At 31.3% G+C, this 25,793-nt stretch carries 22 protein-coding genes and 1 pseudogene; 9 read left to right on the plus strand and 14 right to left on the minus strand.

The window, feature by feature from the left end; translation table 11 throughout:
* Nucleotides 1-199: 199 nt before the first annotated feature.
* On the minus strand, nucleotides 200-1,318 hold the full coding sequence (gene ald, locus BDW25_RS10180; RefSeq protein WP_065581317.1) for an alanine dehydrogenase: 1,119 nt from the start codon (nucleotides 1,316-1,318) through the stop codon (nucleotides 200-202).
* 152 nt (nucleotides 1,319-1,470) lie between these two features.
* Between ald and BDW25_RS10185 the strand changes: the two genes are divergently transcribed.
* Nucleotides 1,471-1,968: a universal stress protein gene (locus tag BDW25_RS10185; protein WP_002448964.1), complete on the plus strand. Its 498-nt coding sequence runs from the start codon at nucleotides 1,471-1,473 to the stop codon at nucleotides 1,966-1,968.
* Nucleotides 1,969-2,150: 182 nt separating this feature from the next.
* On the opposite strand, the gene BDW25_RS10190 is transcribed toward BDW25_RS10185, so the two are convergent.
* The 7 genes from BDW25_RS10190 to ezrA form a co-directional block, all read right to left on the minus strand.
* The gene (locus tag BDW25_RS10190) at nucleotides 2,151-3,347 is read right to left on the minus strand and encodes an acetate kinase (RefSeq protein ID WP_002448289.1); all 1,197 of its coding nucleotides are present in this window, start codon (nucleotides 3,345-3,347) and stop codon (nucleotides 2,151-2,153) included.
* 82 nt (nucleotides 3,348-3,429) lie between these two features.
* Nucleotides 3,430-4,377 carry a class I SAM-dependent methyltransferase gene (locus BDW25_RS10195; RefSeq protein ID WP_002487979.1) on the minus strand — a complete coding sequence of 316 codons (948 nt, stop codon included), beginning with the start codon at nucleotides 4,375-4,377 and terminating at the stop codon, nucleotides 3,430-3,432.
* A 123-nt stretch (nucleotides 4,378-4,500) separates the two neighbouring features.
* Nucleotides 4,501-4,995, minus strand: a complete 495-nt coding sequence (gene tpx, locus BDW25_RS10200) for a thiol peroxidase (RefSeq protein WP_002448307.1) — start codon at nucleotides 4,993-4,995, stop codon at nucleotides 4,501-4,503.
* Nucleotides 4,996-5,088: 93 nt separating this feature from the next.
* Nucleotides 5,089-5,874 (minus strand): sulfite exporter TauE/SafE family protein, encoded by a 786-nt coding sequence (locus BDW25_RS10205; protein ID WP_002448299.1) that lies wholly within the window; start codon nucleotides 5,872-5,874, stop codon nucleotides 5,089-5,091.
* 30 nt (nucleotides 5,875-5,904) lie between these two features.
* Nucleotides 5,905-7,128, minus strand: a complete 1,224-nt coding sequence (thiI, locus tag BDW25_RS10210; protein ID WP_133945527.1) for a tRNA uracil 4-sulfurtransferase ThiI — start codon at nucleotides 7,126-7,128, stop codon at nucleotides 5,905-5,907.
* The gene (locus BDW25_RS10215; RefSeq protein WP_133945529.1) at nucleotides 7,129-8,265 is read right to left on the minus strand and encodes a cysteine desulfurase family protein; all 1,137 of its coding nucleotides are present in this window, start codon (nucleotides 8,263-8,265) and stop codon (nucleotides 7,129-7,131) included.
* A gap of 164 nt (nucleotides 8,266-8,429) precedes the next feature.
* Entirely contained in the window at nucleotides 8,430-10,124 is a 1,695-nt protein-coding gene (ezrA, locus tag BDW25_RS10220) for a septation ring formation regulator EzrA (RefSeq protein ID WP_002448287.1), read from the minus strand.
* Between the two features lie 130 nt (nucleotides 10,125-10,254).
* Between ezrA and BDW25_RS10225 the strand changes: the two genes are divergently transcribed.
* Both BDW25_RS10225 and rpsD read left to right on the plus strand, forming a co-directional pair.
* Nucleotides 10,255-10,722: a GAF domain-containing protein gene (locus BDW25_RS10225; protein ID WP_049335921.1), complete on the plus strand. Its 468-nt coding sequence runs from the start codon at nucleotides 10,255-10,257 to the stop codon at nucleotides 10,720-10,722.
* A 231-nt stretch (nucleotides 10,723-10,953) separates the two neighbouring features.
* Entirely contained in the window at nucleotides 10,954-11,556 is a 603-nt protein-coding gene (gene rpsD / locus BDW25_RS10235) for a 30S ribosomal protein S4 (protein WP_049418496.1), read from the plus strand.
* 51 nt (nucleotides 11,557-11,607) lie between these two features.
* Here rpsD and BDW25_RS10240 read toward each other — a convergent pair whose 3' ends face one another.
* The gene (locus BDW25_RS10240; protein ID WP_049418498.1) at nucleotides 11,608-12,354 is read right to left on the minus strand and encodes a glycerophosphodiester phosphodiesterase; all 747 of its coding nucleotides are present in this window, start codon (nucleotides 12,352-12,354) and stop codon (nucleotides 11,608-11,610) included.
* A 78-nt stretch (nucleotides 12,355-12,432) separates the two neighbouring features.
* Between BDW25_RS10240 and BDW25_RS10245 the strand changes: the two genes are divergently transcribed.
* The 3 genes from BDW25_RS10245 to serA all read left to right on the plus strand — a co-directional run bounded on the left by BDW25_RS10245 (nucleotide 12,433) and on the right by serA (nucleotide 15,728).
* The gene (locus BDW25_RS10245; RefSeq protein ID WP_049418500.1) at nucleotides 12,433-12,882 is read left to right on the plus strand and encodes an OsmC family protein; all 450 of its coding nucleotides are present in this window, start codon (nucleotides 12,433-12,435) and stop codon (nucleotides 12,880-12,882) included.
* A gap of 97 nt (nucleotides 12,883-12,979) precedes the next feature.
* Nucleotides 12,980-14,143 carry a pyridoxal-phosphate-dependent aminotransferase family protein gene (locus tag BDW25_RS10250; RefSeq protein WP_049418502.1) on the plus strand — a complete coding sequence of 388 codons (1,164 nt, stop codon included), beginning with the start codon at nucleotides 12,980-12,982 and terminating at the stop codon, nucleotides 14,141-14,143.
* A complete protein-coding gene (serA, locus tag BDW25_RS10255) occupies nucleotides 14,133-15,728 on the plus strand; it encodes a phosphoglycerate dehydrogenase (RefSeq protein ID WP_133945532.1) in 1,596 nt (531 codons plus the stop codon). Before BDW25_RS10250 ends, serA begins: the two co-directional genes overlap by 11 nt.
* Nucleotides 15,729-15,775: 47 nt before the next feature.
* Here the strand turns inward: serA and BDW25_RS10260 are convergent, their stop codons facing one another.
* The 3 genes and pseudogenes from BDW25_RS10260 to BDW25_RS10270 form a co-directional block, all read right to left on the minus strand.
* Nucleotides 15,776-16,903, minus strand: coding sequence for an HAD family hydrolase (locus tag BDW25_RS10260; RefSeq protein ID WP_002448292.1), 1,128 nt, complete (start codon nucleotides 16,901-16,903; stop codon nucleotides 15,776-15,778).
* A gap of 195 nt (nucleotides 16,904-17,098) precedes the next feature.
* Nucleotides 17,099-18,551, minus strand: a pseudogene (gene nagE / locus BDW25_RS11175) (N-acetylglucosamine-specific PTS transporter subunit IIBC).
* A gap of 465 nt (nucleotides 18,552-19,016) precedes the next feature.
* Nucleotides 19,017-19,634 (minus strand): lysophospholipid acyltransferase family protein, encoded by a 618-nt coding sequence (locus tag BDW25_RS10270; protein WP_133945535.1) that lies wholly within the window; start codon nucleotides 19,632-19,634, stop codon nucleotides 19,017-19,019.
* A 167-nt stretch (nucleotides 19,635-19,801) separates the two neighbouring features.
* On the opposite strand from BDW25_RS10270, the gene BDW25_RS10275 reads away from it, so the two are divergent.
* The gene (locus BDW25_RS10275; RefSeq protein ID WP_002455201.1) at nucleotides 19,802-21,058 is read left to right on the plus strand and encodes a S1C family serine protease; all 1,257 of its coding nucleotides are present in this window, start codon (nucleotides 19,802-19,804) and stop codon (nucleotides 21,056-21,058) included.
* A 66-nt stretch (nucleotides 21,059-21,124) separates the two neighbouring features.
* Here the strand turns inward: BDW25_RS10275 and tyrS are convergent, their stop codons facing one another.
* Nucleotides 21,125-22,387, minus strand: a complete 1,263-nt coding sequence (gene tyrS / locus BDW25_RS10280; RefSeq protein WP_133945537.1) for a tyrosine--tRNA ligase — start codon at nucleotides 22,385-22,387, stop codon at nucleotides 21,125-21,127.
* Between the two features lie 345 nt (nucleotides 22,388-22,732).
* Between tyrS and BDW25_RS10285 the strand changes: the two genes are divergently transcribed.
* The gene (locus tag BDW25_RS10285; RefSeq protein WP_133945540.1) at nucleotides 22,733-23,620 is read left to right on the plus strand and encodes a transglycosylase domain-containing protein; all 888 of its coding nucleotides are present in this window, start codon (nucleotides 22,733-22,735) and stop codon (nucleotides 23,618-23,620) included.
* 83 nt (nucleotides 23,621-23,703) lie between these two features.
* The gene (locus tag BDW25_RS10290) at nucleotides 23,704-23,820 is read left to right on the plus strand and encodes a hypothetical protein (RefSeq protein ID WP_002448298.1); all 117 of its coding nucleotides are present in this window, start codon (nucleotides 23,704-23,706) and stop codon (nucleotides 23,818-23,820) included.
* A gap of 71 nt (nucleotides 23,821-23,891) precedes the next feature.
* Here the strand turns inward: BDW25_RS10290 and BDW25_RS10295 are convergent, their stop codons facing one another.
* Entirely contained in the window at nucleotides 23,892-25,559 is a 1,668-nt protein-coding gene (locus BDW25_RS10295; protein WP_002448301.1) for a formate--tetrahydrofolate ligase, read from the minus strand.
* Between the last annotated feature and the right edge of the window lie 234 nt (nucleotides 25,560-25,793).

Genomic DNA, 25,793 nt, shown 5'->3' on the forward strand with positions numbered 1-25,793 from the left:
GTCCTCCTGGGTATGTTTTTGTCGTTAAAAACATTGTACCGTAAAAGGACTGTTATATGGCCTTTTTACTTTTACACAATTATACGGACTTTATCCATTATAATAAGTAATTTAAAAGTTAAATCTCTCTTTTATATCAAAAAAGCGGAATAGAAACTCATAAAGAATGCTATTCCGCTTTTTATTGAATTAATTTAGATTATTCTTTTAATGCATCTTCAATAGATGTATAAGTTAAATCAAAGGAGTCTGCAACACCTTTATTAGTTACATAACCTTTATACGTATTTAAACCTAATGAAAGAGGCTCATTTGCTTTAAATGCCTCTTTATAACCTTTATTAGCAAGCAACTGTGCATAAGGTAAAGTAGCATTATTAAGAGCAATAGTAGAAGTACGTGGAACTGCACCAGGCATATTCGCTACTGCATAATGTACAACACCATGTTTAACATAAGTTGGATCATCATGTGTCGTGATTTTATCAGTAGTTTCAAAGATACCACCTTGGTCAATAGCAATGTCGACTACTACTGAACCGTCTTTCATTTGTTTAATCATATCTTCAGTAACTAAACTTGGTGCTTTCGCTCCAGGAATTAATACTGCACCAATAACTAAGTCACTTTCTTTAACTGCATTTTCAATATTAAGTGGGTTAGACATTATTGTATTAACACGACCGTCAAACAAATCTTCTAATTCCGCTAAACGTTTAGGATTTACATCTAAAATAGTTACATCTGCACCTAATCCTAAAGCAATTTTAGCAGCATTTGTACCTGCTTGTCCGCCACCAATAATGGTAACTTTGCCTTTTGGTACACCTGGCACGCCACCAAGTAGAATACCCATTCCACCGTTAACTTTTTGTAAGAATTCTGCACCAATTTGAGCTGACATACGTCCTGCAACTTCACTCATTGGTGTTAATAAAGGTAAAGAACGATCTGGTAATTGAACTGTTTCGTAGGCAATACTTACTACTTTATTATCAACTAATGCTTGAGTAAGTTTTTCCTCATTAGCAAGATGCAAGTATGTGAATAAGATAAGACCTTCTCTGAAATATTTATATTCTTCCTCTAATGGTTCTTTTACTTTAATCACCATGTCTACATCCCAAGTTGTTTTTGCATCGTTAACTATTTCTGCACCAGCTTGTTTATAATCTTCGTCTTCAAAATATGAACCAGAACCTGCGTTTGTTTCTACAAGTACTGTATGTCCTTGTTCAACTAATGCATGTATACCACTTGGTGATAAACCTACTCTGTTCTCATTATTTTTTATTTCTTTTGGAATACCGATTTTCATTCCATTCACCTCCACTCCTTATAGTAACGCTAAATTAATGAAAGCGCAATCATCAAAGGTGCACAACGTCCACATAATTGTTGAATTATAAATATTAAATATTCAGAAATTTATGTTAAAATTGAATTAAGAAAAGTTAAGGGGGACTTAAGATGTTAACTTATAAAAATATTTTAATCGCAGTTGATGGTTCACATGAAGCAGAATGGGCTTTCAACAAAGCTTTAGACGTTGCTAAACGTAATGATGCTCAATTAACTATTGTTAATATTATCGATTCAAGAACTTACTCTTCTTATGAAGTGTACGATGCTCAATTCACAGAAAAATCTAAAGGTTTTTCTGATGAACTTTTAAAAGGCTATAAAGAAGTTGCTTCACGTGCTGGTGTTACAAATGTAGAAACTCGTCTAGAATTTGGCTCACCTAAAGCAATTATACCTAAAAAATTAGCAAATGAATTAGGTGTCGACTTAATAATGTGTGGTACTTCAGGATTAAATGCAGTAGAACGATTTATCGTTGGTTCTGTTTCAGAAGCAATCGTTCGTCATGCACCGTGTGACGTACTTGTCGTGCGTACTGAAGAAATTCCAGATGATTTCCAACCTGAAGTTGCAACTCCTGAATTTAGAAAACAATTTTCTTAATAAAGTAATGTATTTAAATAAAAAGGCCTGAGACATAAGGAATTGTCTCAGGTCTCTTTAATATGTTAGAGATACATCATCAGGGTAGGACAACAAATTCAACATGACTTTTGTCCTATTTCCCTGCTATGTTCTAAAAAAACGATGAGATAAGTTTAATCTCATCGTTTTTTTAATATATCTTATAATTCACCGAATTTTACTGTGTCTCTTGCAATCATGACTTCTTCATTAGTTGGAACAACAATTACTTTAACTGGAGAGTGTGGATAATTTATGAAAGCTTCTTCACCGTGAGTAGATTCATTTTTCTTAGGATCCCAATAAACACCCATAAACTCTAAGCCTTCTAAAATTTTAGCACGTATTGGTGATGAATTTTCACCGACACCTGCTGTGAAGACAATAACATCAACGCCATGCATTCTAGCAGCATAAGAACCAATATATTTGTGAATTCTAGAAGCAAAAATATCTAAAGCAAGTTCAGCTCGTTCATCGCCATTTGCAGCTTCACCTAATAAATCACGTAAATCACTTGAAGTACCAGAGATACCTAATAATCCAGATTCTTTGTTTAAAACTGTTAAAACTTCATCAGCAGTTTTACCTGTTTTTTCCATAATAAATGGAATTAAAGCTGGATCAATATCTCCTGAGCGTGTACCCATTGTTACACCTGCTAATGGAGTGAAGCCCATTGATGTATCGATAGATTTCCCACCATCAATTGCAGCAATTGACGCACCATTACCAATATGACAAGAAATAATACGTAATTCTTCAATAGGTTTTTCTAAAATATCAGCCGCACGTCGTGATACATATTTATGGCTTGTACCATGGAAACCATATTTACGAATACCAAAATCTTCGTAATAGTTATATGGTAAACTATACAAATAAGAACTTTCTGGCATAGTTTGATGGAATGAAGTATCAAAAACTACAACATGTGGAATATTAGGTAATAACTTTCTAAAGGCACGAACTCCCATTAAGTTTGCAGGATTATGTAATGGCGCTAATTCACTTAATGACTCAATTTTTTCTTCTACTTCATCAGTGACTAAAGCAGATTTAGGGAATAATTCTCCACCATGAACAACGCGATGCCCTGTACCAGCAATATCATTAATATCATTAATAATACCATGTTTTTTGAAGCTATCTAACATGATATTAATTGCTTCTTCATGATCTTTAATATCTTTAACTCTTTTTATTTTTTCACCATTTACTTCAATAGTAAATATTGAATCTTTAATACCAATACGCTCAATTAAGCCCTTTGTAACTAATTCTTCTTCAGGCATTCTGATAAGTTGGAACTTTAAAGAAGAACTTCCCGCATTAATCGCTAAAACTAATTTAGACATGATTCATTGTCCTCCAATTTATATATTAAATATCCATATCTATTTAACCACTAATACAGAAGTAATTCAAGAATATCACAGTTTATTTTTGTGAATGATTTGCGTCCATCCATTCATTTAATTCGTTAATAAAACCATGGAATTGATTAGGATTTTTAAAATCCGGAATATTAGCTAATAACACTTCTACAGGCTTAGTTTCATTTGCTTTTTTCTTTTGTAGTATTAAAATTGATTTACGTGCATTTTCATTTTTAAACAATGTTTTAGGAAGGTTTAAAAATGCTTGCATTTCAGTTTCTGTAGTAATAAAATTTTGTAGCTGTTTCACATGTTCATCTTCAAAAATATTACTAGGTACTACTAAAAAAGCATAGCCACTTTGTTTTAAAGCATAGACAGCTTGTTCGATAAGTAAAAAGTGTGAATAACTATGACCTTCTTCAAATCCAAGTTTCATTTCTTTACTACGCCCATCTAAAGGATAATATCCAATAGGAAAATCTCCAATAACAACATCAGCTTCTTCCAATGGTAATGGCATAATTGCATCTTGAGGATACACATCGAATGGTATTTCTAAAAAATTCGCTAGATGCACACTAACTCTCGATAAAACAGGATCTACTTCAATTAAGTGATGCATAACTTCGCTATCTTTTAATACTTCATTCACTGTAGCGCTTAAATGACCTGCTCCACTTGCAATATCAACAATCTGTAATTCTTTATTATTTTCTGTAAATTTTTGTACTAAAAAACCTAAAATCAAACCAATAGAATCTGGTGTAATTTGATGATTTGCTTGAATATTTTCTTCTTGTAATAAGCTCAAGTAAGCAAATTGAAATGCTTTTCGACGATCTTGGAACGTTGCTTGTTCTAACAGTGTACGTTGATTACGATATACATCTTCCATTGCTAAGCCTAAATTTTCTATAAAGCTTTGACCATTTTCTTCATTTAACGACTTAGCTTTATCATCTAAAGTTCGGAATAATCTTTCCATAATAGTTTGTTCTTCTGCCATATTCAATTCCTTTCCAATAAAAAAATGTCCATAATGCAAATGTCTTAAAACGAAATCATTCATTTTAAAATACATATGGACAATATTAGTATTATATCTTTAATTTAATCGTTTAGTAGTGACTTAAATATTACGATATGCTTCTAAAGCAGCCTCGAAATTTGGAAAATCAGTACCTTCTTGAACTAACTCTTTATAAACTACATGATTGTTTTCATCTAATACGAAAACAGAACGAGCTAATAATCTCATTTCTTTCATAACAACACCATAATGTTCACCAAATGATAAATCTTTATGGTCACTTAACGTAATTACATTTTCTAGACCATTTGATGCACACCATCTTTTTTGAGCGAAAGGTAAATCCGCTGAAATTGTAAGTACTACACCATTTTCTTGAGAAGCCTCTTCATTAAATTTGCGAGTTTGTTGATCACATACACCAGTATCAATAGAAGGAACGACACTAATCAATTTCTTTTGCCCTTTAAAATTATCTAAAGTAACTTCATTTAAACTATTATCCAAAACTTTAAAATTAGGAGCCACATCTCCTTTTGAAACCTCAGTTCCTTCTAAATGTATAGGGTTATTTTTAAAAGTAATTTCTGTCATATTATATGACCTCCCATTAGTTATTTAAATTATAGTTTAATGATACGATAGTATTTAAACTTATTTCAATCATTTAAAACGCTAACTATTATTTTAATTTGAAATGATTTGCATAATATAATCAAAGGTATTTTTTAAAATGAGTAAAATGGTGACTATTATAAATACAATTTTGACATATCCTACACCTTTTTTGATTGCAAAATGTGCACCAGTATACGACCCAATCACCATACTAACTGCCATAATTAATCCATATGTTATATTTACTTGGCCAAGAATAATAAATAATGTTAATGCACCAACGTTTGAAGCAAAGTTTAATACTTTTGCATTTCCAGCTGCACTTAAAAAATCAAATCCAAACATTAATAATACAAATAACATAAATGATCCAGTACCACCGCCTAAGAATCCGTCATAAAATCCAATTAAAAGCAGGAGTGATATAAAGGCAATCGCTTTACTAATAGTAAGTTTAGAAAACGTTCTGACATTACCCCATTCTTTCTTAAAAATGGTGTAAATTAAAACAAGTGTCAATATGACTATAACGAGTGGTTTCAAAACTTCTGATGGTAAGAAAGTTGCTAAACTTGCTCCACCAACTGCAAATATAAATACAAACGGAAATAGTCTAAATGCTATTTTTTTATCCACATTTCCAGATTTTAAAAATTTGATTGCACTCGTTAATGAGCCAAACGCACTCGCTAATTTATTTGTACCTAATGCTAATGATGGCGGCATTCCTATAGCTAAGAGTGCAGGAATTGATATTAAGCCACCGCCACCCACAACAGCATCTATAAATGCTGCCAAGAAACCAAAACTAATAATAATGAAAATAATATGAAAACTTAGTTCAATAACGCCCACCTCTTATTAAATGACTTTACTACTTTCATATTAAAATAATTCATCAATGAGTGCATCAGTATGTTTATCTTTTTCAGTTTTATAATCTTTATTAATCTCTATTGTTTCTACATTGTCTGCTGCTTCTTGGACAAGATCATCAAAATTAAACACACTTTCATATTTAACAACTTTATCAAAATCTGGTTCAGTTACAGGGTTTTCAGGCGTGAAAATCGTACAGCAATCCTCATAAGGTTGTATTGAAACTTCAAATGTTCCTATTTCTTTTGCTTTTTTAATAATATCTTCTTTATCTAAAGAAATAAGTGGTCTTAAAATAGGAGTAGATGTAACATCATTGATTGCGTACATACTCTTTAATGTTTGACTAGCTACTTGACCTAAATTTTCACCATTTACGATAGCATTCGCTCCAATACGTTCTAAGATAATATCTGTCACTCGTAACATCATGCGTCTAGTAGATGTCATGGTATATCGTGGATGCACAGACTTATTGATTTGTTTTTGAAGTGCTGTGAAAGGAACAATGTGTAATTTAATTGGTCCTACACGTTCAGATAGTATGCGTGTCAATTCAATCACTTTGTCTTTCGCTTTTTCACTTGTAAATGGTGGACTGTGAAAATGAATAGCTTCTATTTTTACTCCACGTTTCATAATTTCCATACCAGCTACTGGTGAATCAATTCCACCTGACAACTGAAGAAGTGTTTTACCACCTGTACCAGTAGGTAATCCGCCAGCACCATTGATAACTTTAGTATAGATATACACGCCTTTTTTACGTACTTCTACTTTAATATTATGTGTCGGACGTTTAACATCTACTTTTAAATGATCAACTGCTTTTAAAATGGCGCCACCTAGTTCTCTTTGTAGTTGATACGTATCTAATGAAAATGATTTATCTACACGTTTTACATCAACTTTAAAAGTATCTCCATTTGCAAAGTCTTTAGCTAACGAAATACAAAGTTGTTTCATATCTTCAAGATTTTGTGTTGTTTTAAATACTGGACTAATAGACTTTATGCCAAATATCTTTGTTAAACGATTCATGACTTCATTAACATTTGCGTCCTCAAAAAGCGAGATAAACATGCGATCTCTCTCACATTTAACTCGTGTACCTTCTAATGAACGTAATGACTGAATAACATTTTCTTTTAATACATTTGTGAATCTTCTTCTATTTGTTCCTTTTAACGTAAGTTCTCCATATCTAACCAAAATATGATCATATTTCATTTATTTCAACAACTCCTTTATTTGAGCATAGATTAATTCAAGTTTATCTTTAAATTGTTCGATATCTTTTTCTGTTGTCGTTTCACCCATGGATAAGCGAACACTTCCCTCTATTCTGTTATCCTTAATACCCATTGCTAACAAAACTTCATTTAATTTTTCTCTTTTAGACGAACATGCACTTGTAGTCGATACCATAATATCCAATTTTGAGAACGCATTAACAAGCACTTCTCCTTTTACTCCTGGAAAAGCGATATTTAAAATATGCGGAGCGCTATTTTCTGGAGAATTAATATACACTCCCTTATATTGACTTAAACATTCTCTAATTACTTTATTATAGCGTGATAGACGATGATTAAGCTCATTTAAATTTTGAATTGCAATTTCCATTGCTTTCACAAGTGAAACATTCATTGCTAAATTTACCGTGCCACTTCTAATTCCATATTCTTGGCCACCGCCAAATATTGTGGGTTCAATTTTTTCCTTATTATCGATAATTAATATGCCTTGACCTTTTAAACCATTAAATTTATGACCACTAAAACTAATACTATTTACATCCTCTAATTGCATTGGAATTTTCCCTAAAGCCTGTACGCCATCTACGTGAAAATGTGCCTTAGGATATTGTTTTAATAATGATCCTATTTCTTTTATCGGTTGTATTTGTCCCATAACATTATTGACATACATACATGTAACTAAGCCCACATTATCCCTCATTAATTGTTCTAAATGATTAATATCTATTTGACCATTTGGAGTCACATTCACATATTTCAATATAAATCCTTGTGTTTCTAAATAACGCATCACTTCTAATACTGATGGATGTTCTAAGACTGAGGTAATGATTACATTCGCAAACTGTTTTTTTCTTAATGCAATACCTTTGAGTGCAATATTATTAGACTCAGTAGCACCACTTGTGAAAATGATATCAGTATTTTTATTGAGGTTTAACATCTCTTTTACACGCGACTTAGCCTGTAATAATATTTTTTCTGATTGTAAACCCATTTGATGAGGACTATTAGCATTATAATAAGCTTTCTCACTTACTTTTAGAAATGAATCTAAAACCGCTTGGTTCGGTTTTGTTGTGGCAGCATTGTCTAAATAAATCATATATATAGAACACTCACTTTCATCAATAACATATCTAAAACATATTTTAACTTTCTCGACTTAAAAATAGACACTCAAGCATTATACTATTTTTTTTTAAAAATAAAAGAGAATAACCTAGAAATATGTGGATGTCTAGGTCATTCTCTAACTATAAAAATGTATTATCCTTTAATTACTTCATTTTCAATATGTTTTGTTATACCAGGTTCTACACTTTCAAGTGCTTGCTCTGATACTTCAATTGAGCGTTTATAACGGTTATTTTTAAATAAACGTTCTGCTTCGTTTAAGCTTTTATCTACAGTATGATGATCTTTACGATATCTATTTCCATATTGAATTAATCGTTCTGCATAGACTGCATTGACTAATATATCATTCGCTTCATCTTCAAAAGTATTCATTTGAATTACGATTTTTGAAACTTTATCTTTAAGTTGTTTAACATGAAGCGGACGTTCGTTAAATTGTTCGCTGACCGCTCTTACTTCATGGTCGATTTCATTTTTCATAATAACAAATCGCTCTGGAACACTTGTTAAGTTTGAAGCAAGAAGTCGACGATAAATCTCTTCTTTTTTCGATTGAATTTTTAATAGATTATCTTCAGCCTCAGCTTCATCTTCTCTAAGTTGAATCAGATGATTTTGTAATTTTTCTTGTTCTTCATTAATCACTTTTACATGTTCATCTAAGTATTCTAAATTATCTTTTACTTCACTATATCTCACAGCAGATTTAGACATTTCTTTTAGAATATCATCATATACTACAACTAGATTTTGAATTTCATTTTCATGTTGTCTAATACTATGAACATCACTTTCATTAATGAAATAGTTTTCTCGAATATAGTCGATTTCTGTTCTAAGCGTATAATTCATTTCTCTCGCTTTGAATAATTCATTTGTAATATCTTCTTTTGTTTCTTCAACTTCATTTTTAGCTTTTACTTCATGCTCAATTAAATCATACATTTCATCAAGCTTATCATTAATTTGTTGCAATTTATCATTAGCTTCCTGTAATTCAAGACGACTAATCATAGGTTCTACAAAATTTAATTCAGTTTTTAAGCTTTGTAATGTACCATCAATTTTTACATGATCCAAGTCATAACCATTTACTTTTAAATCTCTACAACCATATTTTAAATCTTGGAATTGTCCGGGTAACTCTTTTTGAGTTTCTCTAATTAAATCTGGAATTTCATCCATGTATTCTTTTGTTTCATTAATAGATTCATTTAATCCATTAATATGATTATGAGCTTGTACATAGTTACCTTCTTCTTTCAGCATGTCATACTGATCAAGTTCTGGTTCAAAAGCCTCAATACGTTTTTCAAGAGGAGCTGCCGCTTCTCCAAATTGATGTCTATTTGCTAAAACATCTCTTTTCATTTCACGATAATCTGTTTTACATTTTTCATAGATTGCTTCGTTATCTTTATGTAGAGAAAGAATTTCATTTACTTCATCTACTTGTGACTGATAACCAGCTTCATATCTATCCATTAATTCATGAGCATCATCAATTTCAGTTTGAGCTCCTGCAAATTGGAATTTATCAAGTTGAAGCTCAGCGTCATGAATTTTTTCTTCTACTGGTGCTAAATAGTTATTAGTGTGATCTAATGTGTTTTGTTTTAACGCGTCATATTTTGTTCTCGTTTCACCTTTAAGATTTAAAGCTGATAACTTTTCTAAATTATCTTCAAAAGGTAACTGTTGAACTTTTAATTTACGTTCTTCTGCTTGCTCAACTATTTTACGTTTGTTAGAACGTAAATAAAACATAATACCGACAGCAATCAATATAATAATAATAATTGCTAATATAATGTATAAAACCATCTCATTCTCCTCCTATATTATCATTATTATAACGTATCTTATCTCGTCATTAAAATAAAATTCAAAGAATTGATTGAAAAATTTTTTACATTTATACTAATAATCAAAATATTGATAGAGAGGTTTTTATATGCCGACAATTAAAGAAACAAATTACAACTTATTAGGTAAACAACTTGCAAGTCTTATTGAAGATGAAACAAATCTAATCGCAATTTTAAGTAATACTTCAGCTTTACTCAATGACAATTTAGATCAAATCAATTGGTTAGGATTTTATTTAATTGAAAATAATGAACTTATTTTAGGTCCTTTCCAAGGCCATCCTGCTTGTATGCATATCTCTATAGGAAAAGGTGTATGTGGAACTGCTGTTGCAAACAACCAAACACAACTTGTAGATGATGTAAATACATTTCCTGGTCACATCGCTTGCGATGCTAATAGTAAATCTGAAATTGTCGTTCCAATTCATGTTAATAATGAAATCATCGGCGTGTTAGATATAGATGCACCTATTACGCAACGATTTAGTAAAGACGATCAACAAGGACTTGAAGAAATCGTTTCTATCTTAGAACACCAATTATCAAAATAATAAATTTAAATGATTCCTTGACACTTTAAAAAATAATGGTACAATGAATTTTGTGTGAATTAACGAAAATAGCAGTTGTATATTATTAAGCTCTATGTTGTTCCCGATGTGGACGTGTCGCGTAACTGTAGCTATAAGGTGAAGACACATAAAACAATATATCTTAATGAGCATACAACACTCTTTTTTGTTTATTCATTCCAACAAAAAAGAAAAAGGAGGAGTCTTATTATGGCTCGATTCAGAGGTTCTAACTGGAAAAAATCTCGTCGTTTAGGTATCTCATTAAGTGGTACTGGTAAAGAATTAGAAAAACGTCCTTACGCACCAGGACAACATGGTCCAAACCAACGTAAAAAATTATCAGAATATGGTTTACAATTACGTGAAAAACAAAAATTACGTTATTTATATGGAATGACTGAAAGACAATTCCGTAATACATTTGATATTGCTGGTAAACAACACGGTGTACATGGTGAAAACTTCATGATTTTATTAGCTAGCCGTTTAGATGCAGTAGTTTACTCATTAGGTTTAGCACGTACACGTCGTCAAGCTCGTCAATTAGTTGGTCATGGTCATATTGAAGTTGATGGTAAACGTGTTGACATCCCATCATACGCTTTAAAACCAGGTCAAGTTATCTCAGTTCGTGAAAAATCACAAAACTTAGATATCGTTAAAGAATCTGTTGAAATCAACAATTTCGTACCAGAATATTTAGATTTCGATGCTGACAGCTTAAAAGGTACTTTTGTTCGCTTACCAGAACGTAGTGAATTACCAGCTGAAATTAATGAACAATTAATCGTTGAGTACTACTCAAGATAAGTTGATTAATATTCTACCACCCTTTCCATTTTGGTCAGGGTGGTTTTTTATTTATAATTTAAATATATCATCTGGTATATCTGAAATAATTCCATCTACTCCTAAATGAATCAATTTCTTCACATCTTTCACTTTATTTACTGTATAAGGTATTACTTTAAGATGATATTCATGAGCACGCTTGATAAATTTTTTATTTATTAATTTATAATTAGGATTTATAAATTGTGCAAAAGAAGCTATATTTTCATAATCAGGTTGTTTGTACCAGTATTGCTTTTTACTTATTAAAACACCTAGTGCATATTTCTTTGTGTATTCAGACATTTTTTTAACACTTTCCACATCAAATGACTGAATAACGACTCTATGAGAGGGAATTTGAAATTTATCTAGTTCCTCAAGTAACGCTTTTTCAATGCCAGGATACTGTTCTGGTTTTTTTATTTCAATAAGTAATGTTTTAGAATACTTTTTAAATAAAGAAAGTACTTCGCTAAAAGTAGAAATACAGGTATTTTTAAAAGATTCACCATGTTTGATTCCAAAATCAAATTGTTTTAATTCTTCTAAAGTAAAATCTTTTACTTTACCCTTTTGATTCGATGTGCGATCAATGGAGTCGTCATGAATGACTACTAATTGTTTATCTTTTGTAAAATGTACATCAATTTCTAACATATCAATATGTTGCATAAGGGCTGCTTTAAAACCTTCCAACGTATTTTCAGGATATTTCTGCGATAATCCACGATGTGCAACGATTTGAAATGATGTATTAGGCTTTTGTATTTTCATTTTTAAACACCATCCTTTAAATTAGTTATATGTTCAACTACACTTAAATTACCATAATGATATAGGAGGTCAATAATAATGGTTAAACACGATTTTGTAGTTCATACGTCATGGCGTGGAGGTCGTGAAGAAATCGGTAAAGTTAAAGGCGATGTAATTTCTGAGCAAATTTCTATTCCCTCTTCACTTGGGGGTAATGGAACTGGGACAAATCCCGATGAAATGTTAGTTGCAGCAGCCTCCTCATGTTATATTATCTCTTTAGCTGCTACACTTGAACGAGCTAAATTTACTAATATTCATTTAGAAATTAAGTCAATTGGGAGTGCAGTTTTTGAAAATGGAAAATTTAAAATGGAAAAAATCACTCATTATCCAACAATATCTCTTACAGAAGAAGAAAAAACGCGTCTTAATAAACGACTTCCTAAACTATTAGATATTGCTGATCATCATTGTATGATATCTAACTCAATTCGAAACAACGTTAAAATAGAAATTCAAGCAACCATTCAAGATGAGAACTAAAAGCGGTCAATTAAACTGCCGCTTTTTATTTTAGACTTTTAAAATTTCAGAATATTTGGTAAAATTAAAAAATCTTATATCAGGAGGAAGATTTACGATGTATTATTACGAACCTTTATTATTAACACCTGGACCAACCCCTGTACCTGATGAAATCACACATGCACTTAATTTATCAATGATAGGTCATCGTTCTTCAGATTTTGAAGCTGTCGCAGAAGAAGCATTTAATCATTTAAAACCTATGTTTGGAACTAAAAACAAAGTAATGATCCTTACTTCAAGCGGTACTAGTGTTTTAGAAGCTAGTATGTTAAATATAGTCAATCCTGAGGACCATTTTGTAGTCATTGTATCAGGTGCATTTGGTAATCGTTTTAAACAAATTGCTGAAACATATTATAAGAATGTACATGTTTATGATGTTGAATGGGGAAAAGCTGTCGACATTGAAGCATTTGAAACATATTTACATTCACTTAATCATGATATTACTGCTGTATTCACTCAATTTTGCGAAACTTCTACTGCTGTACTTCACCCTATACACGAATTAGGAAAAGTGATTAAAGCACTCAATCAAGACATTTACTTCGTTGTCGATGGCGTAAGTTGTATTGGTGCCGTTGATGTCGATTTAGAAAGAGACAATATTGATGTACTCGTGTCAGGTAGCCAGAAAGCTTTAATGTTACCGCCTGGCCTATCTTTTGTTGCTTATAATCATCGTGCACAAGAGCGATTTAAAGTAGTTAAAACACCACGTTTTTATTTAAATTTAAATAAGTACTTTGATTCTATTGAACAAAATTCTACTCCATTCACACCAAATGTTGGATTATTTAGAGCGGTTAACGCTTATGCTGCACTTATTAAAAAAGAAGGATTTAACAATACCATTCACAGACATTATTTGATTAGAGATGGTTTAAGAGAAAGTTTAAAAGCATTAGATTTAAAATTATTAGTTACTAAAGACTCATATGCCTCTCCTACTGTTACTTCTTTTATCCCTCACGATAAAGACGAATTAACATATATTAAATCAACACTAAAATCAAGATTTAATATTACTATTGCTGGTGGTCAAGGCAAACTAAAAGGAACCATTTTGAGAATTGGTCACATGGGAAAAGTGTCACCTTTTGATATTTTATCTGTTGTTTCAGCTTTAGAGATAATTCTTACAGATTATCGTAAAGTCAATTATATTGGTAAAGCTACGTTAAAATTTACGGAGGTAATTCAACATGACGCATAATATTTTAGTTTCAGATCCAATTTCAGAAGAAGGTTTACAAAGTTTAATCCATCATCCTGATTTTAAGGTTGATTTTAAGTCTGGTTTAACTGAAGAAGAACTTGTCGATATTATTCCTAACTATCAAGGGTTAATCGTACGTAGTCAAACTCAAGTCACAGAATCTATTATTAACCATGCTTCAAATTTAAAAGTTATCGCTAGAGCCGGTGTAGGTGTGGATAATATTGATATAAAATCAGCAACTCTAAACGGTATACTCGTTGTAAATGCTCCCGATGGAAATACGATTTCTGCTACTGAGCACTCAGTTGCTATGATTCTAGCAATGGCACGAAATATTCCGCAAGCTTACATATCACTAAAGAATAAAGAATGGAATCGTAAAGCATTTAAAGGAGTTGAATTATATCAAAAAGTATTAGGCGTCATTGGAGCAGGACGTATTGGTTTAGGTGTAGCAGAAAGATTAAAAAGTTTTGGTATGACTGTTTTAGCTTATGATCCTTTTTTGACTAAAGAAAAAGCCGAGCAACTTGGAATTGAACTAGCAACGATTGATGAAATTGCTCAACGTTCAGATTTTGTTACCGTTCACACACCGTTAACACCTAAAACAAAAGGAATTATCGATGCTCATTTTTTTAATCAAGCCAAACCAACGTTACAAATTATTAATGTAGCTAGAGGCGGAATTATTAATGAAAACGACTTGCTTAATGCTTTAAATCAACATCAAATTGCTAGAGCAGCATTAGACGTATTTGAAAATGAACCTCCCCTAGATTCACCGCTTCTCGATCATAAAAATATTATTGTAACTCCTCATTTAGGTGCATCTACGATTGAAGCACAAGAAAAAGTAGCTGTATCCGTTGCTGAAGAAATCATTGATATTTTAGAAAATGGTAATGTTACAAATGCAGTCAATGCACCTAAGTTAAACTTAAACCATATTGATGAGAAGACACAACAATGGCTTCGTATTAGCCAGCTTTCAGGTGAATTGGCAATTCAATTATTAGATGATGCACCTAGAGAGATTAAAGTGACTTTTAACGGAGAAAATGCTAAAAAAGAATCTGATTTAATTACTCGATCAATCGTCACGTCAATTTTAAAACAAAATTTAGGTGAACGCGTGAACTTAATTAATGCTATTGCATTATTAAACGAACAAGGTATCACTCATCATATTGAAAATCGTGCTTCACAAGGAACATTCAGCAATTATATTCAAATTAATTTGATAAGTGAACATGAAGAAGTAAAAATTGGTGCAACTGTAATAGATGGATTTGGTGCACGTATTGTAAGAATTAATGATTATTCAGTAGATTTTAAACCCAATACTTATCAATTTATTTCTTATCATAAAGACTTACCAGGAATGGTAGGTTTAACAGGTCAACTACTCGGTAAACATGATATCAATATTGCTTCAATGTCTTTAGGAAGAAGTTCTGAAGGTGGACAAGCAATGATGATTCTGTCAATAGATCAACCTATTACTCAACAAGTTATTAAAGAATTATATGAGATTGGTGATTTTGATAACATCTACGGTACAACTTTATCAATATAATAAATAAGAAAGGAACGACGATAATATTCGGCGTTCCTTTCTTTTTATTATTTATTAAGTAGAATATGTCTAATGTCACAAATATGATTAACAATATAGTCAGCACCGTGTTGCTCTAGGTCTTCTTTTGCTTCTTTCCCACTTAAACCAGTTAAAGTACCTATAAATGTTGCCCCAATCTTTTTAGCACATAATAAATCCGCTAATGAATCACCAACAATAAATACATCATTCTCATTAACAATATGTTTTTGATTTTGAATATAGTGCAAATAATCTCCCTCATTGTTTCCATAAAGAGTTGCAATATAACTAAATGGATTAGGTTTACCTAGTGGCCCTTCTTTTGGAAATACTGACTCAGCTTTCAATACTTCACTCGCTGTGACAATATGATTTTCATTAAAAAAAGATTTAAGACCAAAGGACTCAAATGGAACAATTGTTTCTGTTCTTGGTCTACCAGTTGCAATGGCAATGTTAAAACCTGCTTGTTTTATATCATTTAATAATGTTTTAATTTCTTCCACAGGACGTAAGATCTTTTCTTCATAAATAAAACCAGACTTAGGAATAGACAAAGGAGTAAGCTTTTCTACTTTTTCATATAAAGTTGTTCCTAAATACCATTCTTGATATATTGCTCTAGCTAAATTCCAAAGTGGACTTTTTAAATTAAATAATTTAGCATTTTCAATATTTAATTGATCTTTTGCGTAATCTTCTAATTCAAGATAAATATTCTCTTTACCACTTTGACTATTTTGAATAAATTTTAACGGTACTGCATAATTAACTTTAAATTGATAATTATAAGATTGTAATTCACGTAGAGTCTCAACTGAAAACGTTTCAACATGAGTCACTTGTCTAATTGTTTCTGAATCCAACTGTTTCAAGAGATGGATGAAATGAATACTAAATACAACAAATAACATATCCCAGTTAGAATTAAGGCCTAAAGATTTTAATTGATTTAAAATTTGATCGTTTAAAAATACTTGTGTTCTTATATCTTCAATTAATTCATCATTCATATGATTAAAATTTTGAGCGCTATCTAAACCTAAAAAATCATCACTCTTTAATAGTTCTTCAACTGTTAAGGCAGATACATCAAAGCAACGTTCTTCACTTAAAAACACACCATCTACATCAAATAAAATTGATTTCATCGACATCTCTCCATTTTTTGACTATTCTGATACTTATAATCATAACGAACATTTATATAAAGTCAATGTAATAAAAATAAGAGCCAATGCTTAAAATCTAGCATTAGCTCTTTTATATAAATAATATTTATCAATAGGACTATAGTGTAACAAATGATTTGGACATATAATGTCGCTTTTATTGTTTCTGTTGAATTATTTCATCTGTTTTTCAATTTCATCTGCTACTTGTTGAACATGTGTACCAATAATTACTTGTGTTGAATGGTGGCCATTTTTCGTCACCCCAACAGCTCCAGCATTTCTAATTTTTTGTTCATCAATAATCGTATTATCTTTTAGTTCTAAACGAAGTCGTGTAGCACAGTTTGTTAAACTATCGATATTAGATTTTCCACCTAAACCTTCTAATATTTGTGTAGCTGGTTGATGATATTTTCCACTTTTTGATTTATCTATAGTTGTCGTTTCTTCTACTATTGGATCAGCTAGTAAGTTATCACCACGTCCTATTGTATTTAAATTCAATACTTTAATCATAATTCTAAAAATAACATAATATAAAATAAAGAATACAATACCTTGAACTAATAGCATTAAAGGGTGATTAGCGACTGGATTAATGAGTGATAAAACATAATCAATTAATCCTGCACTAAATGAGAATCCCGCAGTCCACTGAAATAGAGATGCAATAAATAATGAAAGCCCTGTTAATAAGGCATGTATGATAAAAAGTACAGGTGCAACAAACATAAATGCAAATTCAATTGGCTCTGTAACTCCTACTACAAAGGCTGAAATAGCACTTGCTAAAAACCATCCCCATACTTGCTTTTGTTGCTTTGTCTCAGCACTGTGATACATTGCAAGTGCTGCTGCTGGTATACCAAACATCATAATTGGGAAGAAACCTGCTTGATAACGTCCTGTTATACCTTTTACTGCATCTACACCTGTTTGGAATTTACCAATATCATTAATTCCTGCTGTATCGAACCAAAATACTGCATTCAATGCATGATGTAAACCAGTAGGAATAAGTAGTCGATTAAAGACACCATATAAAAATGCTCCGAATGAACCAAAACCTACTAACCATTCTCCAAATGCAACAATGCCTGAAAAGACCATAGGCCAAATAAATAATAGTATAACTGCTAATATAGTACTAAAAAATACAGTCATAATAGGTTTTACCACTAAAAAATGACAAGGCCATAGGTAATTCAACTTCACTAAATTTATTAAAAGAATATGCTGCAATTAACCCGATAATAATACCAAGAAATACATTAGAATTATCCATTTTTGTAAAGCCTAAGTTAACTGCTTTTTCTTTTATATTAAATAACGTAGCCACATTTTCTGGATTTAATACTTTCGTTACCATGGCATATCCTAACGCACCTGCCAAAGCAACGGCACCATCGTTCTTTTTAGCCATACCAATAGCTACACCGATAGCAAAAATTAATCCTAATTGTCCTAAAATAGCTGTTCCTACAATTGAAAAGAACATGGCTACTGTGGGAAGAACATGAAGTGCATATAGTAAGTTACCTATCCCAGTTATGATTGCTCCTGCTGGTAAAACTGCTACAGGGAGCATTAACGATCTTCCGAGATTTTGAAAGAATTTAAACATCTTTTATCCTCCTTTATTTATTAAAAATTATATTTTTTATGTATTTAGTCCAATATATAATCTACCATATTTGTAAGCGGTTACGCTATATGTTTATTTTATATAAATAGACAATGTGATGACAAAATAAAAAAGATACGCTTTAACCAATAAAGATTAAAACGTATATATATTTAATAAGATATTATAAATGATTTTTATTATTGATTGAGATAATTAACTGGTATTTTACTTCAAATCTATTTTTTTATTAAATAATCTTTCCGCATTGACTAAATAAAAATGATTAAAGACAAAATAACAAGAACAATACGTTAGGTAATATATGGTACTAACGGAAAATAGATTTCTTAAAATCTGTCATTTTCACTCATGGTACTCCTATCATCCATTTATCAATTATTTATAAAAAAAGAAGATTCTCTATTTAGAAAATCTTCTGATGAATAATGCTATCAATATCTATTAAAGACGTTCTTGAATAAGATGAAGTTCATGTTGTAACTGTGCTGTACGTCTTTCTATTTCTTTAGTTAGAAAATCAATTTTTTCGTTACGCTTTAAATCTTTAGGTATGTCAGATTGATAAATAGGTTTACCAAATTTAATCATCGCTTGACCAGTGACTAAACCATGTAACTTCGTTGGTCCAACATAAGCAGCTGGTAAGATTGGTGCTTTACCTAACATAGCAATCGTTGCAGCTCCACGTTTTAAAGGCGCGCCTTCAACTGAAGTTCTATGACCTGTTGGGAAGATACCTACTGTTTTATGATCTTTCAATAATTTAACAGGTTGTTTTAACGTACTAGGTCCCGGATTTTCTCGATCTACTGGAAAAGCATTTAAAGATCTTAAAAATTTGCCACCCCATTTATTACTAAATAATTCTTTTTTAGCCATATAATGAATTTCATTTGGAATTAAAGCTAATCCTAATAAAATCACTTCATTATAACTTTCATGGGTACAAGTCACAACATATTTACTATCTTTAGGAATGTTCTCTTTACCTACAATGTGTAATGAACGTGCCGTTTTTACGATTATTAATTCTAAAAATTTACTAATAAATTTATACATTTTGTCACCTACTTCTAAGTTTCTACACTTAGTCGATTTTATCATTAACTTATCACGTGAACAAGATTTTAAAAGATACATCTTAAGACTGATAGCTATTTACTAGAAATATTTAAATATTTTCTTCATAATTGAGATAATGGTTAAAATATATACGGAGGTTTAATATGACAGAATATAATCAATATTTTCAATCCAGCGATTATCAGCATTCACGTCCACCTAAACCGAAGTTTCCATGGTTTAGAATTATTATTATTGCTCTAATCGCTGGTATCATAGGAGCATTAATTGTTTTAGGAGTTAATCGACTTATGAATGGAGATGATTCAAATAGTGGTGGATCTCAAGTCCAACAGGCTACGAATGATAAAGGTGGCAATGTGTTAGACGGTAAAAGTGATAAATATAAATCGGTTAATGCCATGATCAAAGATGTTTCTCCTGCTATTGTAGGTGTCATCAATATGCAAAAGGCAACAAGTTTTGACGATTTATTACAAGGTAAATCAACTAAGGCACAAGAAGCCGGTATCGGTTCTGGTGTTATTTATCAAATTAACAACAATTCTGCTTATATCGTCACTAATAATCACGTTATTGATGGTGCATCACAAATTAAAGTACAATTACATAACGGTAAACAAGTAGAAGCAAAGCTTGTAGGTACAGATGCAGTTTCAGATATTGCAGTTTTAAAAATCGATTCTCAAAAAGGAATTAAAGCAATGAAATTCGCAAATTCTTCTAAAGTTCAAACTGGCGATAGTGTTTTCGCAATGGGTAACCCACTTGGCTTAGAATTTGCTAACTCAGTAACATCAGGTATTATTTCTGCAAATGAACGTACAATTGAATCTAATACCACTTCTGGTGGAACTAAAGTAAATGTGCTACAAACAGATGCAGCAATTAATCCCGGTAACTCTGGTGGTGCATTAGTAGATGTTAATGGTAATTTAGTAGGTATTAATTCAATGAAAATTGCTGCTGACCAAGTTGAAGGTATTGGTTTTGCAATCCCAAGTAATGAAGTAAGAGTTACAATTGAACAACTCGTTAAACATGGTAAAGTAGAACGTCCTTCAATTGGAATAGGGTTACTTAACTTAAGTGATATTCCAGATTCTTATAAAAAAGAATTAAAAACTGATCGTGATACTGGTGTGTATATTGCAAAAGTTAGCCACTCTAGTGAATTAAAAGTTGGCGATATCATTACTAAAGTAGATAGTAAAAAAGTAGATGATGATACCGATCTAAGAACGTACTTATATCAAAATAAAAAGCCAGGTGAAACCGTGAAGTTGACTGTTATACGTGATGGTAAAACTAAAGACGTATCAGTCACTCTTAAAAATCAAAAATCAATATCTTCGCAATCATATAATTCTGAAGATAATAATAGTCAATTTATTCGATAATAAATAACGAGGTTAATCCAAAATAATGGATTAACCTCGTTTTCAATATATTCTTCTCAGATAAGATTATTTATAATTTACCATGAAGTATTTTTTCTTACCACGGCGAATAATTGTAAATTCATTATCAAATTTATCTTCATCAGTTAAGTTGTAATCAACAGACTGTTCTCTTTCACCATTAATATAAATTGCTCCATTGTTTACATCTTCTCTTGCTTGTCGTTTTGAGGAAGCAATTCTAGATTCAATTAAAACATCAATAATGTTAGTTGTTGCTTTAGAAACTTCAACTTGAGGTACTTCTTTAAACCCTGCTTTGATATCTTTACTTGATAAAGATTTTAAATCACCTTTAAATAATGCCTCTGAAATTCTAATTGCATCATCAAGTGCTTCTTTACCATGAATAAATTCTGTTACATTTTCAGCAAGTGCTTTTTGAGCTTCTCGTAAATGTGGTGCTTCATCTCTAGATTGTTCAAGGCGATTAATATCTTCTTTACTTAAGAATGTAAAGTATTTTAAGAATTTAATAACATCTTCATCCGATTGATTAATCCAGAATTGATAAAATTCATACGGTGTTGTTTTTTCAGCATCTAACCAAACAGCTCCAGATTCTGATTTCCCAAACTTTTTACCATCAGACTTTGTCACTAATGGAATAGTTAAACCATAAGCTTCTGTTTGACCATACATACGTCGCATTAACTCAATACCACTTGTAATATTACCCCATTGATCAGAACCACCAACTTGAATTTTACAATTCAGTTCACGATTTAAGTGGCCAAAGTCAATTGCTTGTAAAATAGTATACGTAAATTCTGTATATGAAATTCCATTTTCTAATCGTGATTGAATTGAATCTTTACCTAGCATATAATTGACACCTACATGTTTACCATAATCACGTAAGAAACTTATTAGTGAAATTTGACTTAACCAGTCTTTATTATTAACTAGTACGGCTCCTTTATCTGTACCAAATTCAAATAGTTTATGCATTTGAGCGCTTAAGCCTTCAACATTTTTTGCTACTTGATCTTCAGTTTGTAATACACGTTCTTCAGATTTACCAGATGGGTCTCCAATCATACCAGTGCCTCCACCAATAAGTACTATTGGACGATGACCATGTTCTTGGAATCGACGTAATGTCATAAATGGTAAAAGATGACCAATATGTAAACTATCAGCAGTTGGATCTGCACCACAATACAACGTTACTTGTTCTTTATTTAATAAATCTTCAATACCTTGTTCATCAGTTTGTTGATAAATTAAACCTCTCCATTGTAATTCTTCTAGTAATGCATTTGACATAGTTATATCCTCCTATAAAATTTATTTTTATTAAATAAAAAAGCACCCTCACAACAATGTAAGGGCGCTTATGCACGTTACCACCATACTTAACAATTCAAATAGAATTGTTTACTCTATTAATGATACGCTCATTAATAAACGTTGAATAAATAAGTATGAGGTGTATTCATATATAAACACATGTTAGTTCACAGCATCCACTAACTCTCTGTTAAGTTAATTTATATATTACTTCTCCTCTTATTCAATACATATTGAATTGATAATAATTATAAAAAAACCTCTTCTAAAAGTCAAATATGCTAGATATGATATACTGTATTTAATTTGAGGAGGACTACCATGAAATTATTATTTAAAGATATTCAATTTAAAACGTTTGAAAAAAATTATAAATTTATAAAACATATTATGGTAGGCCTTTTGAGTATTATAGTTTTAGGTTCTATACTTATTGTTCTTGGTACTGCTACTTATTTTCATCATCTTACTCAAGAAGCTTCAAATATAAGTGATACTGAATTGAAACACCGCGTACTACACTTTTCAGGTGATGAGATTTTGAATCACGATAAAAATATTTTAACTGAGTATGATCATTCTCAAAACTCTCTCATCGTAGGTCCAAAACATGTAAATTCAAACGTAATTAAAGCATTAATATCTTCTGAAGACACATTATTTTTTAAACATGATGGAATTTTACCAAAAGCGTTAATAAGAGCAATGATACAAGATGTTTTAAGTTTAAATTCTCGTTCTGGCGGAAGTACAATTACACAACAATTAATAAAGAATCAAGTCTTAACAAATGAAAAAACATATAGTCGTAAGGCAAATGAAATTATATTAGCGATGCGTCTTGAAAAAATATTATCTAAAAATGAAATTATTTATACATATTTAAATATTGTACCGTTTGGACGCGATTATAATGGTGCAAATATAACTGTAATTGCATCTGCTTCCTATAGTTTATTTAACGTTCCCCCCTCCAAGTTAAATGTTGCACAATCCGCTTATCTTGTTGGCTTATTGCAAAGTCCTTATACGTATACACCGTATGAAAATAATGGTGATTTGAAGGCTTATAACGAAGTTAAAATTAGTATTGACCGTCAGCATTATGTATTAAAACGAATGCTAGTGGAAGGGGTAATTACTAAAAAGACATATCAACAGGCAAAACAATATACTATTTATGATCATTTATTAACTAAGCCTCAATGAATCAATCAATATCTTTTATCGCACTTTATATTAATTTAAATAGTTTATGAGTATTGAATTTAAAAGACTTTTAAAATAAATGTATGATAGTAATAACACAAAATATCGATATATCATTTAAATTACCTGAAATTCGTCTTTTAATTGGTTTTGCCGCTAAATTACTTGTCTTTTCACATGCAGTTTTACCAACAAAATGATGAAATTTGTTGGTAAAACAAAGAAACGTCTGAGACAGTAAAAGTCTCAAACGTTTTTTCTTTAATCTAAATTAGAATAATCCTACTGCATGACCTTCATCAGTGACATCCATGTTTAATGCCGCTGGTTTTTTAGGTAATCCCGGCATTGTCATAATTGCACCTGTTAATGCAACAATAAATCCAGCGCCTGTTTTAGCTTCTAATTCTCTGATAGTTATATCAAAATCAGTTGGTGCGCCTAAAGCGGTTGCATCATCACTAAATGAGTACTGTGTTTTAGCCATACAGATTGGATATTTGCCCCATCCATTGTCGGTAAATTCTTTTAATTGTCTTTTTGCTTTTTTACTGAACGTTACTGAAGAACCACCATAGATTTCTTTTACAATTGTTTCAATTTTTTCTTCTAATGATTGATCTAAATCATACAAGAATTTAAATTCTTGTGGTTGATCGATGACTTCAAGAACTTGATTAGCAAGATCAACGCCACCTTTACCACCTTTCTCCCATACTTCTGTTAAGGCAATTCGTACATTATTTTCTTTAGCCCAAGCTTTAACTGCTTCAGTCTCATCTTCAGTATCATGTACAAATGCATTTAAAGCAACCACAGGTTCTACTCCAAATTTTCTAATATTATTAACATGACGCTCTAAATTAACAATACCAGATTTAACTGCTTCGACATTTTCTTCTTTTAGATTATCTTTAGCAACACCTCCATGCATTTTTAACGCACGAACAGTAGCTACTAGGACAACTGCAGAAGGTTCAAAGCCTGCTTCACGTGCTTTGATGTCTATAAATTTTTCAGCGCCTAAATCTGAACCAAAGCCTGCTTCTGTAACAACAATATCTGCCAAATCACGTGCAGTTTCAGTTGCTAAAATCGAGTTACAACCATGAGCAATATTAGCAAATGGCCCACCATGTACAAGTGCTGGTGTTCCTTCAATAGTTTGTACTAAATTAGGTTTAATTGCATCTTTAAGTATCATTGCAAGAGCGCCTTCAACTTTTAAGTCTGCAACAGTAATTGGTTTACGTTCACGAGTATAACCAACTGTAATACGACTGATTTTTTCTTTTAAATCATTAATATTACGAGCTAAACATAAAATCGCCATTATTTCAGATGCTACAGTGATATTGAAACCATCTTCACGTGGAACACCGTTAGTTGGTCCACCTAACCCAACGATGACATTACGTAATGCACGATCATTCATATCAAGTACACGTTTCCATTCAACACGACGTACATCAATTGCTAAATCATTACCTTGATGAATGTGATTGTCTATAAATGCTGATAATGCATTATTCGCTGTTGTAATTGCATGGAAATCACCGTTAAAGTGTAAATTAATATCTTCCATAGGTAAAACCTGCGCATATCCCCCACCAGTAGCGCCACCTTTAATTCCGAAAGTTGGCCCTAAAGCAGGTTCACGCAAAGCAACCATAACATTTTTATTTAACTCATTAAAAGCATCAGCTAAGCCTACTGTGACAGTTGATTTACCTTCACCAGCTGGTGTAGGACTCATTGCAGTTACTAAGACAACTTTACCTTTTTCATCTCTTGATTGAATTTGATTAATATCAATTTTAGCTTTGTAGTGTCCATATTGCTCTAAAGCATGTTCAGGTATTCCTGCTTTTTTCGCAATGTCTCCAATTGATTTTAATTCTGATTGATTAGCAATATCTAAATCTGATAAATGTGCCAAATTATTTCAACCCCTTGTTTAAAATAAATTTTATGTAATAAGATATTTAGAAATAACTACCAAACCATCTTACTACTTTATAATAACTAACAAATAAATATATGTCGAATACTTGATAGCGTTTACAAAAATTTAATTTTATTTATAATCAATTTAGCAATATTAAAAGGGTTTACATAATTTTATTATAGTAACTTATATATTAAAAAAGGATAAAATTTTGATTTTATCCTT

Origin of the sequence: Staphylococcus sp. AtDRG32 (genome assembly GCF_004365845.1) — a bacterium.
Classification (GTDB): domain Bacteria; phylum Bacillota; class Bacilli; order Staphylococcales; family Staphylococcaceae; genus Staphylococcus; species Staphylococcus hominis.